Raw genomic sequence first — 13,479 nt, 5'->3', positions numbered from 1 at the left:
GCCCGCGGCCGTCCGCCCGCCGGCTCCCGCACCGGCTGGCCGCGCCCGGCTCGCCGGTGCGCATGCCCGGTGGCGCGCCGGCGAAGAAAAGTCGGTACGGCGGCCCGGCGCGGTGTGCCTGTCACCATTGCCCACCATTGCCGGGACGCCGTACCAGCCTCGCTGTGCCCAGGGATATGTCATGTGCCTGCCGGCCACCGGTGGTGCTCAGGAACCCGCGAACTCCTGAACCAGTGCGGCACGCTGTTTGGCACCCAGGCCGCGCAGGCGACGGCTGTCGCTGATCGCGAGCCGCTCCATGATCCTTGTGGCGCGGACGCGGCCGACGCCGGGCAGGGATTCCAGAACAGCGGCCACCTTCATCTTTCCGATGACCTCGTCGGTATCGGCTCTCTCCAGGACGGACGCGAGGGACACTTCCGCCTTCTTGAGCCGTCCCTTGAGTTCCGCACGCTGCTTACGCGCCAACGCAGCTTTCTCGAGGGCAGCAGCCCTCTGCTCGGGCGTGAGGGGCGGCAGGGGCACGGGTACGCCTCCTTCTTTGGGGTGATCACGGCGCCGCGCAAACTAGCGAATAACGGGTGTCTCGGTCCAGCCGGCGGTACGGGCACATCCGCGGACTATTGTCCACAGGACGGGGTCCATACGTTGGCCTGAATCGGGTTGCCGCCACACGCGCCCTTTGCTTTCGGTCGCTCGCGGACCACCGTACCGGGCAGATCCCCTCGAGATGGCCGGAGTGGGGCCTGTGTGATGTCACACCAGGTCAGCGGCACCGTGGCCGGGTCGCCATCCGGCCACGAACCGGGCCGCGGCAGCCCCCGGATCGTCGGTGGCAATGATCGGACGGCCGACCACGAGAAGATCGGAACCTGCGTCGACAGCTTCGGCGGGTGTTGCGGCACGCGCCTGATCATCGGGCCGCGACCCCGCCGCACGGATGCCAGGTGTGATAAGAGTCACATCATTTCCAACTTCCGAACGGACCGCGGCGACCTCCCGGGGGCTGCACACCACCGCGCGCGCGCCCGCGGCCACCGCCAGTGCCGCGAGCCTGCGCACGACGTCCAACGGCGTCCCGGCGAACCCGACGGCGGCCAGCTCCGCGCCCCCCAGGGAGGTCAGGACGGTCACCGCGGCGACCTCGACGTCGGGCGCGGCGTCGACCGCGGCGCGCACCATCGCCGTGCCCCCGGCGGCGTGCACCGTCACGTACCGGGGCGCCAGCCGGGCCACGGAGCGCATCCCCGCGGCCACCGTGTTGGGGATGTCGTGCAGCTTGAGGTCGAGGAACAGCCCGACACGCTCCTCGGCAGCCTGGGCCCCGGCAGCACGGGCCGTGGGGCCGGCAGCGGAGGCGGTGGGGCCGGCAGCGGAGGCAGTGGGGACACCGGGGACAGGGGGCCCGCCGGCGCCCGGCCCGTCCGCGGCCGTGCCAGGCGGGCGCCCTGTCCCGCGTGGCACGTGCGCTGTCTCGCGCGGCACGTCCGTGGCCAGGTCCCGCAGGGCCGTCACGATGCCGGGGCCCTCCCGGTGGAACAGCCCCAGGCCCACCTTCAGGACGGCCACGTGCGGGGCCACCGCCGCGGCCAGCCGCAGGGCGGACGGCCCGTCGGGCACGTCCAGCGCGACCGCCAGGGGTGGGCGTGACGTCCAGGTGCCCACCCGGGTCCGAGGGAACGCGGTCATCCGGCCTCCGTCATCCGCACGCCGTCATCCGGCCACCGTCGTCCGGCCACCGTCATCCGGCCACCGTCGTCCGGCCACCGTCATCCGGCCACCGTCGTCCGGCCACCGTCGTCCGGCCACCGTCGTCCGGACGCGGTCATCCGATCACCGTCTGCCGGTGGGCGTCGCCGGCGGGGGCGGGCGCGGTACCGGCGGGCCCGCCGGTACGCTGATCATCAGTGGGCCGGCCGGCGTCCTGGCCGGTGCCGGGGCCGTACGTCCGCTCCCAGGCGTCGTGCAGCCCGGCGTGGAAGCTCTGTAGCGGCCGCACACCCATGTCGCCGCGTATCAGGGCCTCGATGGCCTGCACGCAGGCGGCGGCGCCCTGGATCGTGGTGACGCAGGGCACGCCGGTGGCCACGCACGCCGCCCGGATCTCGTACCCGTCCAGCCGCGGCCCGACCCCCCACGGCGTGTTGATCACCAGGTTGATCTGGCCGGATATGATCATCTCGACGCAGTCGACCAGGTCCGGGTCGGGCACGGAGTGCTTGCCCAGGACGACCGCCTTCACCCCGTTGCGGCCCAGCACCTGCGCGGTCCCCTCGGTGGCGTAGACGACGAAACCGAGGTCGGCGAGCCGCTTGACCGGAAATATCATCGCCCGCTTGTCCCGGTTGGCCACCGAGACGAACACCCGGCCGTAGACCGGCAGCGACAGGGACGCGGCGGCCTGGGACTTGGCGTAGGCGGCGCCGAAGCCGGCGTCGATGCCCATCACCTCGCCGGTGGACTTCATCTCCGGGCCGAGCACGGTGTCCACCCCACGGCCGCCGGCGTCCCGGAACCGGCCGAAGGGCAGCACCGCCTCCTTCACCGCGATATGGGAGTCCAGCGGCAGGACCGCGGCGTCGCCGTGGGCGGGCAGCAGCCCCTCCGCGCGCAGCTGCGCCACGGTCGTGCCGGCCATCACCCGGGCGGCGGCCTTCGCCAGCGGCACCGCGGTCGCCTTGGACACGAACGGCACGGTCCGCGACGCCCGCGGGTTGGCCTCCAGCACGTACAGCACGTCGGACTGCAGCGCGTACTGGACGTTGAGCAGGCCGCGCACGCCCACGCCCTCGGCGATCAGCCGGGTGGACTCGCGGATGCGCTCCAGCTCGCCGCGTCCCAGGGTGATCGGCGGCAGCGCGCAGGCGGAGTCGCCGGAGTGGACCCCGGCCTCCTCGATGTGCTCCATCACGCCGCCGAGGTAGAGCTCGGTGCCGTCGTAGAGCGCGTCCACGTCGATCTCGACGGCGTCGTCGAGGAACCGGTCGACCAGGACGGGGTGCCGCGGGCTGATCTCGGTCGCCCGCTCGATGTAGCGGCGCAGCATCGCCTCGTCGTAGACGATCTCCATCCCGCGGCCGCCGAGGACGTAGGACGGCCGTACCAGCACCGGGTAGCCGATCCGTTCCGCCACCGAGCGGGCCTCGTCGAAGTGGGTCGCCACCCCATGCGGCGGCGAGGGCAGCCCGGCCCGGGCGAGCACCTGCCCGAACAGGCCGCGGTCCTCGGCCAGGTGGATCGCGCGCGGCTCCGTCCCGACGATCGGGACGCCGGCGGCGGCCAGCGGCGCGGCGATGCCCAGCGGGGTCTGGCCGCCGAGCTGGACGATCACACCGACCAGTTCCCCGGCCTGCCGCTCGGCGTGGACGACCTCCAGGACGTCCTCGACGGTCAGCGGCTCGACGTAGAGCCGGTCGGCGGTGTCGTAGTCGGTGGAGACCGTCTCCGGGTTACAGTTGATCATGATCGTCTCGTAGCCGGCGTCCGAGAGCGCCATCACCGCGTGGCAGCAGGCGTAGTCGAACTCGATGCCCTGCCCGATCCGGTTGGGCCCGCTGCCCAGCACGATCACCCGCGGCCGGCCGCTGGGGGCGACCTCGGTCTCGCTGTCGTAGGACGAGTAGTGGTACGGCGTGGCCGAGGCGAACTCGGCCGCGCAGGTGTCGATGGTCTTGTAGACGGGCCGGATGCCGGCGCGGTGGCGGGCCGCGCGCACGGCGTCCTCGGTGGTGGCGAGCAGGTCGGCGAGCTGGGCGTCGGAGAACCCCGCGCGCTTGGCCCGCAGGATGTCCGCCGGGGCGAGGTCGGCCAGGTCACCGGTGACGGTGGCGGCGATCCGGTTGAGGTGGTCGATCTGCTCCACGAACCAGGGGTCGATACCGGTCACCTCGGTCACCCGCAGCCGGTCCGCCCCGGCCCGCAGCGCCTGCTGCACCGTGCGCAGCCGGCCGTCGTGCGGGACACCGGCCCGCGCCAGCAGCTCCTCGGCGTCCCCCGGGCCGCCGGTGAAGCCGAACACCGCCGACGGCTGCTCCAGCGACCGCAGCGCCTTCTGCAGCGCCTCGGCGAAGCTGCGCCCGACCCCCATCGCCTCGCCGACGGACTTCATCGTCGTGGTCAGCGCCGGGTCCGCCCCGGGGAACTTCTCGAAGGCGAACCGGGGCACCTTGACCACGACGTAGTCCAGCGCCGGCTCGAAGGCCGCCGGGGTGGTGCGGGTGATGTCGTTGGGGATCTCGTCCAGGGTGTACCCGAGCGCGAGCTTCGCGGAGATCTTCGCGATCGGGAACCCGGTGGCCTTCGAGGCCAGCGCCGACGACCGGGACACCCGGGGGTTCATCTCGATCACGACGAGCCGCCCGGTCGCCGGGTCCACGGCGAACTGGATGTTGCACCCGCCCGCGTCGACACCCACCGCGCGCATGACCGCGATGGCCATGTTGCGCATCTGCTGGTACTCGCGGTCGGTCAGCGTCATCGCCGGGGCGACCGTCACCGAGTCGCCGGTGTGCACCCCCATCGGGTCGACGTTCTCGATCGAGCAGACCACGACCACGTTGTCGGCCCGGTCGCGCATCAGCTCGAGCTCGAACTCCTTCCAGCCGAGCACGGACTCCTCGACCAGGACCTCCGAGGACGGGCTCGCGGCGATGCCGTCCGCGGCCATCCGGCGCAGCTCGCCGGCGTCGTGGGCGAAGCCGCTGCCGGCGCCGCCGAGGGTGAAGCTCGGGCGCACCACCACCGGGTAGGAGAACTCCTCGGCGGCGGCCAGGCACTCCTGCGGGGTCGTGCAGATGGCGCTGCGGGCGGTCTCGCCGCCGACGGCGGCCACGATGTCCTTGAACGCCTGCCGGTCCTCGCCCGCGCGGATCGCGTCGATGTTCGCGCCGATCAGGCGGACGCCGTAGCGGTCGAGCACGCCCGCGGCGTGCAGGTCCATGGCGGTGTTCAGCGCGGTCTGCCCGCCCATGGTCGCCAGCAGCGCGTCCGGGCGCTCCTTCTCGATGATCTTGGCGACCGTCTCCGGGGTGATCGGCTCGACGTAGGTGGCGTCCGCGAGGTCCGGATCGGTCATGATCGTGGCCGGGTTGCTGTTGACCAGCACCACCCGCAGGCCCTCGGAACGCAGCACCCGGCACGCCTGCGTCCCGGAATAGTCGAACTCGCACGCCTGGCCGATGACAATCGGCCCCGACCCGATGACCAGGACGCTGGTCAGATCCTCCCGCCGCGGCATCAGCGCACGACCTCCCGTCCGCGTCCCCGTCTATCTGCCCCCCGGCCCGCCCCGCGGGCACCCGGCTGGCGGCCCGCCGGACCCGGGATGGCCGGCCCACGGGCCGGCTCGCAGCGTCCCATACCCGGCCCGTCGCGGTGCCCCACGACACCGTGCCCGCTGGGCCTCGTCAGCGGACAGCCAGGACCGTCGGGCGTCACCGGCGGGCAGCCATGAGATCGCGGAAGCGCTCGAACAGGCCGTGCGCGTCGTGCGGGCCCGGCGCCGCCTCGGGATGGAACTGGACGCTGAACGCGGGCACGTCCAGGCAGGCCAGCCCCTCGACCACGTTGTCGTTCAACGCCACATGACTGACCTCGACCCGCCCGTACGGAGTGCGTGTGACGCCGTCGAGCGGCGCCCGGACGGCGAAGCCGTGGTTGTGGCTGGTCACCATGATCCGGCCGGTCGCGGTCTCGGCCACCGGCTGGTTGATCCCGCGGTGGCCGTAGGTCAGCTTGTACGTCTCGAAGCCAAGCGCCCTGGCCAGCACCTGGTTGCCGAAGCAGATCCCGAAGAGCGGGACCCCGGCGTCGAGCACCCGGCGCACCGCCTGGACCGCGTAGTCCGCCGCCGCCGGGTCGCCCGGGCCGTTGGACAGGAACACCCCGTCCGGGGACAGCTCCAGCAGCGCGTCGGCGCCGCTGCGCGCCGGCAGGACGTGCACCTCGCAGCCGAGGGCGCTCAGCGCGTTCGGGGTCGCCCGCTTCATGCCCAGATCGAGCGCGGCCACCCGGAAGTAGGGGGCGTCGGTGGCCGCCCGCACGACGTAGGGCGCGCGGGTGCTCACCTGCGGCGCCAGGTCGGCGCCGACCATGCTCGGGCTCATCCGCACCCGTTGGAGCAGCTCGCCGGGATCCTCCGTGGCCGGGCCGATGCCGCACCGCATCGCCCCGCGCTCCCGCAGGTGGCGGGTGAGGGCCCGGGTGTCGATGCCGCTGACGCCCACCACCCCGGCGTCCGCCAGCTCGTCGTCGAGGGTGCGCCGCGCCCGCCAGCTCGAGGCGATCCGGCTCGGGTCGCGCACCACGAAGCCTGCGACGTGAATCCGCTCCGACTCGTTGTCGTCGTCGTTGACCCCGGTGTTGCCGATGTGCGGCGCGGTCATGACCACGATCTGCCGGTGGTAGGACGGGTCGGTGAGGGTCTCCTGGTAGCCGGTCATACCGGTGGCGAAGACGACCTCGCCGAAGGCCTCCCCCCGCACGCCGAACGCCTCACCGACGAAGTCGCGCCCGTCCTCCAACATCAGCCGGACGTCCGAGCCGCCGGCGCGCGGCGCGGTGGAGCGCGCCGGCCCGTACAGATGGCCGGGCAGGCCACCCGCCACCGACGCCCGACCGCCGGAGCTGTCCCCGCCTACGCTCACCACGTCCCCAATCCGTTGCGACGCGTCCCCGGCCCGCCCCGGCGGGCCGCCGCCCCGCGGGCCCGCCGGGGCACTCACCCAGGTGTCCTTCATCTTGCGGACGACCTCCCCCAGCGGGGACGTCAGTGGATCGACACCGCTGGTCTGACCATCGGCCCGCGCGGTGTGCCCGGTCCCATCCGGCGGGCGCCGCCGCCCGCCGGGCCCACCGGGCCCGCCCGGCTCACCGGGACCACCTGCCGGGGCAGGCCCGCCGGCCGGTGGATAGCCCGGCCCGCCCGGCCCGTCCGGCCCGGGCCCGGGCGGCAGCGGTGCACGCGCCGCGGTGGACGACGGCGGGTGGGTGACCACCGTTATGGGCGAACCGCCCCGCCCCGTCGTGGACGGGCCACCGCGCGGCCCCGTGGGCGCAGCGCCCTGTGCCCCTGCGGGCGGAACGCCCTGCGGCCCCGTGGGCGAAACGCCCTGTGGGCGGGGCAGGCCCGGTACCGTCGCCGCGCCCGTCACCACCGGCCCGCCCGGCCCGCTGTCCGCTGGCGTGCCGCCCGGCCCGCTCCCGCCCGTGGGCCGGGCGGGGGTGGAGCGTTGCCCCGGCCCCGCGGCGCCCAGCGCCCGCGGGCGCAGCCGGGAGACCGCCCGGCCGACCGGATGGGGCCTGGTGATCTCGCCGTCGGTGGGCGCCGGCCCCGGGCCGATCAGGCTGTGCACAGCGCGGACCACCTTGGGCTGGCGGGCCCGGTCGTCCCCGCGCAGGCCCGTCTCCAGCTCGTGTGAGCCCAGCGACCAGGCGATGACGATGATGCGCCCGACGCCGGCGACCTTGCCGGCGTGCGCCCGCTCGAGACGGGCGCCGCGCACGGCCTCCCGCGGGATCCAGAACGGCTCGTTACCGGCCCGGTCCACCCGGATGCCGCGGTCGTGGACGGAGACGTACGCGTCGGCCCGTCCCCCCAGCCCGCGGGCGGTGACCCGGTCGAGCCAGTGGCCGGCGTCCACCGTGCCCAGGTACAGGCCCTTGATCGGCGCGGCCACCACCTCACCGATGGTCTCGGGGACCGCCGGCAGGTCGGGCAGGTCCTCCTCCTGGCGGCGCGCGCGGTGGCGCCAGCTGCGGCGCATGGCGTCCACCGCGGCGATGAACAGCAGGATGCAGCCGAAGGCGAACAGCAGGTGCAGGCCCAGCCGGTCCGGGCCGCGCGCGGGCTCCGCCAGGGGAAGGCCGCCGGGCAGCGCCGCGAACGCGGCGGCGAAGGTGAGATGGTCGGTCATGCGATCTTCCCGTCGAGCACGGTTGGACGCCCCCGCAAGAACGTGGCCTGGACCCGTCCAGGCAGCTTGCGGCCAGCGTAGGGAGTGTTGCGGCCACGGCTGGCCAGCGCGCCGGCGTCGACCGTCCACCGGGCCACCGGATCGACGAGGACCAGGTTCGCCACGGCTCCCGCCGACAGCGACAGCGCCCCGGCGCCGGCCGGGTGCACGTCGTGGGCGGCCGCCCGGGACGGCCGCGAGCCGGCCACGGGCGGGTGGTGATGCCCGCCAGCCTGCCCGCCAGCCTGGCCACCAGCCAGAGCATTGGCCCGACCGCCGGTGAGGCCGCCGGGCAGACCGCCGATCCGCCCGGGGGCGACCGACATCCGGTCGGCGAGGCCGGCCCAGTCCAGCAGGCCCGTCTCCAGCATGGTCATGATGGCGATCGACAGGGCGGTCTCCAGGCCGACCATGCCCGGGCGGGCGGCCATCCACTCGGTCTCCTTGTCCTGCGGGGCGTGCGGGGCGTGGTCGGTGGCGATGCAGTCGATCGTGCCGTCGGCGAGCCCGGCGCGCAGCGCCGCCACGTCCGCGGCGGTCCGCAGCGGCGGGTTGACCTTGTAGACCGGGTCGAAGGAGGTGACCAGGTCGTCGGTGAGCAGCAGGTGGTGCGGGGTGACCTCGGCGGTGACCCGCCAGCCCTTGGACTTCGCCCACCGCAGCAGCTCCACCGAGCCGGCGGTGGAGACGTGGCAGACGTGCAGCCGGGAGCCCACGTGGCCGGCGAGCAGCGCGTCCCGCGCGATGATCGCCTCCTCGGCGGCGGCCGGCCAGCCGGGCAGGCCGAGCCGCGCGGAGACAGCCCCCTCGTTCATCTGCGCGTCCTCGGTCAGCCGGGGCTCCTGGGCGTGCTGGGCGATCACCCCGTCGAACGCCTTGACGTACTCCAGCGCCCGGCGCATGAGCACCGCGTCGGACACGCAGTTGCCGTCGTCGGAGAACACCCGCACGGCCGCCGCCGAGGACGCCATCGCGCCGAGCTCGGCGAGCCGGGTGCCGCGCAGCCCCTCGGTCACCGCGCCCACCGGGCGCACGTCGCAGTGCCCGGCGTCCCGCCCGAGCCGCCAGACCTGCTCGACGACGCCGGCGGTGTCCGCGACAGGCTCGGTGTTGGCCATCGCGAACACGGTGGTGAAACCGCCCAGTGCCGCCGCCCGGGTGCCCGAGGCGACGGTCTCGGCGTCCTCCCGGCCCGGTTCGCGCAGGTGGGTGTGCAGGTCCACCAGCCCGGGCAGGGCGACCAGGCCGTCGGCGTCCAGGACCGTCGCGCCCACGGCGGACAGGTCGCGACCGGCCTCGGCGATGATCCCGCCGTCGAGCAGCAGGTCCACCGGGTCGCCGCCGAGCGGCCGCACCCCGCGCAGATGCCAGCGCCCGGCCTCGTGCGCGGGCCCGCCGGCGGTGTCGCCGCGCCGCGTCATGGCACCTCCCTGGTACCGCCGAGAAGCAGATACAGAACCGCCATCCGCACGCTTACGCCGTTGGCGACCTGTTCGACCACGGTCGAGCGGGTCGAGTCGGCCACATCCGAGGCGATCTCCATGCCGCGCACCATCGGCCCCGGGTGCATGACCAGCGCGGACGGCGGCATCGCCGCGAGCCGGTCGGCGTCCAGACCGTACCGGCGGCTGTACTCCCGCTCGGTGGGGAAGAACGCCGCGGTCATCCGCTCCCGCTGCACCCGCAGCATCATCACCACGTCGCTGGTGGGCAGGACCGCGTCCAGATCGTAGGAGACCGCCACCGGCCACTGCTCCACCCCGACCGGGACGAGGGTGGGCGGGGCGACCACCGTCACGGACGCGCCCAGCGTGGACAGCAGCCACACGTTGGAGCGGGCCACCCGGGAGTGCAGGACGTCACCGACGATCGTGACGGACAGGCCCTCGACCCGGCCGAGCCGGCGGCGGATGGTGAACGCGTCCAGCAGCGCCTGGGTCGGATGCTCGTGGATGCCGTCCCCGGCGTTGAGCACGCTGCCGCGCACCCAGGCGGCCAGCCGGTGCGGCGCGCCGCTGGCGGGATGCCGGCAGACCACGGCGTCGGCCCCCATCGCCTCCAGGGTCTGGGCGGTGTCCTTGAGGCTCTCGCCCTTGGAGACGCTCGACCCCCGGACCGAGAAATTGATCACATCCGCGGACAGCCGCTTGGCGGCGAGCTCGAAGGACGTCCGGGTCCGGGTCGAGTCCTCGAAGAAGAGGTTGACCACGGTACGGCCGCGCAGGGTCGGCAGCTTCTTCACCGACCGGCCGGCGACGGTGGCCATGTACTCGGCGGTGTCCAGCACCAGCAGGGCGTCGTCCCGGCCGAGATCCTGGGTGGACAGCAGGTGGCGCATCATGCCTGCCCCGCCGTCCCCGGCCGGCTCACAGCCGGCCCGTTCACAGCCGCGGCGGGCGGCGGTGCGACGGCCCGGCCGTGCCGGCACGCCGGGCGCGCCGGCGCACCCCCCGGACTCATCGGCCCGCTCCTTCCGACAGGATCATCACGGCGTCCCGGCCGTCGGTCTCGGTGAGGCGGACCGCGACGGCCTCCTGCCTGGACGTCGGCATGTTCTTGCCGACGTAGTCGGCCCGGATCGGCAGCTCCCGGTGCCCGCGGTCCACCAGCACCGCGAGCTGCACCACCCGGGGCCGGCCGAACTGCGCCAGCGCGTCGAGCGCCGCCCGCACCGTCCGGCCGGAGAACAACACGTCGTCCACCAGGATCACGGTGCGGCCGTCGATCCCACCGTCCGGCAGGTCGGTCACCGCCAGCGGGCGGACGGCGCGCAGCTGGAGGTCGTCACGGTGCATGGTCGGATCGAGCGAGCCCACGCCGAGCTCGACGCCTTCGACCGCCCGGACCCGGTCGGCGAGCCGGCGGGCCAGCGGGACACCGCGGGTGGGTATACCGAGGAGCACGACGCCGTTCCCACCGGCGGTCTTCTCCAGGATCTGGTGGGCCATCCGGGTGAGCACCCGGCCGATGTCCGCGCCGGAGAGCACCGTGTGGGCCGTGCCGGGGCTGTCGGGAGCGCCTGCCCGCGGGCCGGGCGCGGACCCGGCCTGGCCGGGGGCGCCTGGCCCCGGGGTGCCTGGCCCGGGCCTACCTGGAGTGGGCCTACCTGGGGCGGGCGTGGTCATATCCAGGCCCTCCTTCCCCGCCTCACGGGACGGTCCTTAAAGGAGCGGTCCGGATGACGGTATCAGGCAGCACGCATTGTCACTGCACGTTACCTAACATGAACTGCCTGCACACGAACGGTCCGTGACACAGAAATTCTTTACTCGTAACGCCTAGTGCAATCGACGGGCTACAGAAAGTGGTACAAAGAAAGTGTCGACACGACCCCCCTGGTGGTGAGCGACAACCGACCCAGGACTACTATCGGTAACCACCGGCGGCAAGAGCCCCGGTTCCAACTGATCGACCACGACGGGAGTGGGCACTCCGATGTCCGACTATGCGAAGGCGCTCGGTGCTCGGCTGCGAGCAATACGCACCCAGCAGGGGCTCTCGCTTCATGGCGTCGAGGAGAAGTCGCACGGGCGCTGGAAGGCTGTCGTCGTGGGCTCCTACGAACGCGGAGATCGCGCTGTTACGGTGCAGCGCCTGTCCGAACTGGCCGAGTTCTACGGTGTCCCCGTGGGAGAGCTCCTCCCCGAGGGTTCCACCGTGGCTCCGCTCGAGCAGTCTCCGCGCATCGTCCTCGACCTGGAACGGCTTTCCCAGGTTCCGAAGGAACACGGCGGCCCACTCGCCCGCTATGCGGCGACCATCCAGAGCCAGCGTGGGGACTACAACGGCCGCGTACTGTCCATCCGGTACGAGGACCTGCGTTCCCTGGCCGTCATCTACGACACCTCGCCGAGCAAGCTCACCGAGCAGCTCGTCTCATGGGGCGTCCTGAGCCCGGAACAGGGCCAGGAAGCCGGAATCAGCGAATCGGCCTGACCGGCCACCGCTGACCGGGCCCTGCCTGACACAGGCGGCGCGGGCGCGCCTTTCACGTCGCCGCGGGACGTGAACGTGGGCCTGGCGGGGCCATCGGCGGACCACGCGGCCTGCTCGGCCGCAGGCGGAGGCGGCCTGCTCGGCCGCACGCGGAGCCAGCGTCGTCTCCGCGTATGCCGTCGTCACGGGCGTCGTCATGTCCGGACGGCCGTCGGCGGCAGATCGTTCCCGCGTGCCGCCGACGGAAGACGAGCAGGTCCGGCCGCTTCGCCCCCGGCCTGGTCGGGACATCCTCCGAGATGTCACCCGGCCAGGCCGGGGACACCCACGTTCTCGAACGAGCGGGGCCTCGACACTGTTCCCGGCGGTCGCGCCGCGGTGGGCCTGACGGGCCTCCTACGAGCTGTCGCGCTCCTGGCGTTCCCCGCGAGGGATGTTCCCCGCCAGTGATGTTCCCCGCCAGGCCGCTGCGGGCCCGCGCTCCTACGAGCGGGAGGCCCGGCCCAGCTTGAGGTCGAGCAGGCGCGCCAGCAGCCCGTTGACGAAGACCGGCGACCGCTCGGTCGACACCAGACCCGCCAGCGCCACCGCCTCGTCGATGGCCACCCCGTCGGGGATGTCCTCACGCCACAGCAGTTCCAGCGCGCCGATCCGCAGAATGTTGCGGTCCACCGGCGGCATGCGCTCGAGGGTCCATTCCTCGGCATGGTCGGAGAGCATCTCGTCGATGTCGGCGAGCCGCTCGACGACACCCTCGACGAGCGAGACCGTGTATTCGGGCACCGGCGGGTCGGCCTGGGCGAGCCGCTGCGCGAGAGTCTCGGTGAAGCTGCTCCCGCGCAGGTCCGCCTCGTAAAGGATGTCGAGAGCGCGCTTGCGGGCCTTCGACCGGGCGCTCAGCTCGTCACCCGGCCCAGGTAGCGGCCGTCCCTGGTGTCCACCTTGACCTTCTCCCCGGTGGTGATGAACAGCGGCACCTGGACCGTGGCACCGGTCTCCAGCGTCGCCGGCTTGTTGCCACCGGTGGAACGGTCGCCCTGGACACCCGGCTCGGTCGCCGCGATGACCAGCTCGACGCTGGCGGGCAGCTCCACGTAGAGCGGCTCCCCGTCATGCAGCGCGACCGTCGCCGTCGTGTTCTCCAGGATGTAGCTCGCCGCGTCGCCCACGACCGCCGGCGGGATCGGGATCTGGTCGAACGACTCGCTGTCCATGAAGACGAAATCAGCGCCGTCACGGTAGAGGAAGCTCATCTCACGGCGGTCGACGGTCGCCACCTCGACCTTCACCCCGGCGTTGAAGGTACGGTCGACAACCTTGCCGGTCAGCACGTTCTTCAACGTCGTCCGGACGAAGGCCCCGCCCTTGCCGGGTTTGACGTGCTGAAACCCGACGACGTTCCACAGGGTGCCGTCGAGGTCGAGCGTCATGCCGTTCTTCAGATCATTCGTGGTCGCCACTGCGCACAACTCTCCAGCCGGACCAGCAGGTTGGCCCGTTCGACTGACGGGGGGGGATCCCGCGAAAGTCTATCTGCCCCGGGCAGCGCCTTCGGCGCGGCCCGGGGACCCCGCCACCCACATGCCCCCTA

The 13,479-nt window shown here is 73.2% G+C and carries 10 protein-coding genes and 2 pseudogenes; 2 read left to right on the top strand and 10 right to left on the bottom strand.

Annotation, left to right across the window (positions count from 1 at the left end; translation table 11 throughout):
• Window positions 1-229: pseudogene (locus tag NBW84_RS12725) on the top strand (hypothetical protein); the annotation flags it as partial.
• On the opposite strand, the gene mihF reads toward NBW84_RS12725, so the two are convergent.
• From mihF to pyrR, 8 genes and pseudogenes are all read right to left on the bottom strand, one after another.
• Window positions 208-525, bottom strand: a complete 318-nt coding sequence (gene mihF, locus NBW84_RS12720; protein WP_250284822.1) for an integration host factor, actinobacterial type — start codon at window positions 523-525, stop codon at window positions 208-210. The pseudogene NBW84_RS12725 and the gene mihF sit on opposite strands and share 22 nt — an antisense overlap.
• Window positions 526-756: 231 nt before the next feature.
• Window positions 757-1,689: an orotidine-5'-phosphate decarboxylase gene (gene pyrF / locus NBW84_RS12715; RefSeq protein ID WP_250284821.1), complete on the bottom strand. Its 933-nt coding sequence runs from the start codon at window positions 1,687-1,689 to the stop codon at window positions 757-759.
• A gap of 136 nt (window positions 1,690-1,825) precedes the next feature.
• Window positions 1,826-5,236: a carbamoyl-phosphate synthase large subunit gene (carB, locus tag NBW84_RS12710; RefSeq protein WP_250284820.1), complete on the bottom strand. Its 3,411-nt coding sequence runs from the start codon at window positions 5,234-5,236 to the stop codon at window positions 1,826-1,828.
• Between the two features lie 196 nt (window positions 5,237-5,432).
• Window positions 5,433-6,524, bottom strand: coding sequence for a glutamine-hydrolyzing carbamoyl-phosphate synthase small subunit (carA, locus tag NBW84_RS12705; RefSeq protein WP_250284833.1), 1,092 nt, complete (start codon window positions 6,522-6,524; stop codon window positions 5,433-5,435).
• Window positions 6,525-7,361: 837 nt separating this feature from the next.
• Window positions 7,362-7,763 (bottom strand): annotated as a pseudogene (locus NBW84_RS24295) (PH-like domain-containing protein); the annotation flags it as partial.
• A 146-nt stretch (window positions 7,764-7,909) separates the two neighbouring features.
• The gene (locus NBW84_RS12700) at window positions 7,910-9,373 is read right to left on the bottom strand and encodes a dihydroorotase (RefSeq protein WP_250284817.1); all 1,464 of its coding nucleotides are present in this window, start codon (window positions 9,371-9,373) and stop codon (window positions 7,910-7,912) included.
• Entirely contained in the window at window positions 9,370-10,293 is a 924-nt protein-coding gene (locus tag NBW84_RS12695; RefSeq protein WP_250284815.1) for an aspartate carbamoyltransferase catalytic subunit, read from the bottom strand. Before NBW84_RS12695 ends, NBW84_RS12700 begins: the two co-directional genes overlap by 4 nt.
• A gap of 115 nt (window positions 10,294-10,408) precedes the next feature.
• Window positions 10,409-11,077 carry a bifunctional pyr operon transcriptional regulator/uracil phosphoribosyltransferase PyrR gene (gene pyrR, locus NBW84_RS12690; protein WP_445548487.1) on the bottom strand — a complete coding sequence of 223 codons (669 nt, stop codon included), beginning with the start codon at window positions 11,075-11,077 and terminating at the stop codon, window positions 10,409-10,411.
• A 310-nt stretch (window positions 11,078-11,387) separates the two neighbouring features.
• Between pyrR and bldD the strand changes: the two genes are divergently transcribed.
• Window positions 11,388-11,888 carry a transcriptional regulator BldD gene (gene bldD, locus NBW84_RS12685; RefSeq protein ID WP_013874517.1) on the top strand — a complete coding sequence of 167 codons (501 nt, stop codon included), beginning with the start codon at window positions 11,388-11,390 and terminating at the stop codon, window positions 11,886-11,888.
• A gap of 483 nt (window positions 11,889-12,371) precedes the next feature.
• Here bldD and nusB read toward each other — a convergent pair whose 3' ends face one another.
• Together nusB and efp are read right to left on the bottom strand one after the other, a co-directional pair.
• Window positions 12,372-12,788 (bottom strand): transcription antitermination factor NusB, encoded by a 417-nt coding sequence (gene nusB, locus NBW84_RS12680; protein ID WP_445548488.1) that lies wholly within the window; start codon window positions 12,786-12,788, stop codon window positions 12,372-12,374.
• Window positions 12,785-13,348 (bottom strand): elongation factor P, encoded by a 564-nt coding sequence (efp, locus tag NBW84_RS12675; protein ID WP_250284813.1) that lies wholly within the window; start codon window positions 13,346-13,348, stop codon window positions 12,785-12,787. Before efp ends, nusB begins: the two co-directional genes overlap by 4 nt.
• Between the last annotated feature and the right edge of the window lie 131 nt (window positions 13,349-13,479).

Source organism: Protofrankia sp. CiP1_Cm_nod2 (assembly GCF_920664355.1).
Classification (GTDB): Bacteria; Actinomycetota; Actinomycetes; order Frankiales; family Frankiaceae; genus Protofrankia.
The sequence above is the reverse complement of the archived record's forward strand: the minus strand, read 5'-3'. Positions and strand labels throughout refer to the sequence as shown.

Coding starts and splice junctions, on each gene's coding strand:
- pyrF (WP_250284821.1), bottom strand. CDS start 1,689: ATGACCGCGTTCCCTCGGACCCGGGTGGGCACCTGGACGTCACGCCCA.
- carB (WP_250284820.1), bottom strand. CDS start 5,236: ATGCCGCGGCGGGAGGATCTGACCAGCGTCCTGGTCATCGGGTCGGGG.
- carA (WP_250284833.1), bottom strand. CDS start 6,524: ATGTTGGAGGACGGGCGCGACTTCGTCGGTGAGGCGTTCGGCGTGCGG.
- NBW84_RS12700 (WP_250284817.1), bottom strand. CDS start 9,373: ATGACGCGGCGCGGCGACACCGCCGGCGGGCCCGCGCACGAGGCCGGG.
- NBW84_RS12695 (WP_250284815.1), bottom strand. CDS start 10,293: ATGATGCGCCACCTGCTGTCCACCCAGGATCTCGGCCGGGACGACGCC.
- pyrR (WP_445548487.1), bottom strand. CDS start 11,077: ATGACCACGCCCGCCCCAGGTAGGCCCACTCCAGGTAGGCCCGGGCCA.
- bldD (WP_013874517.1), top strand. CDS start 11,388: ATGTCCGACTATGCGAAGGCGCTCGGTGCTCGGCTGCGAGCAATACGC.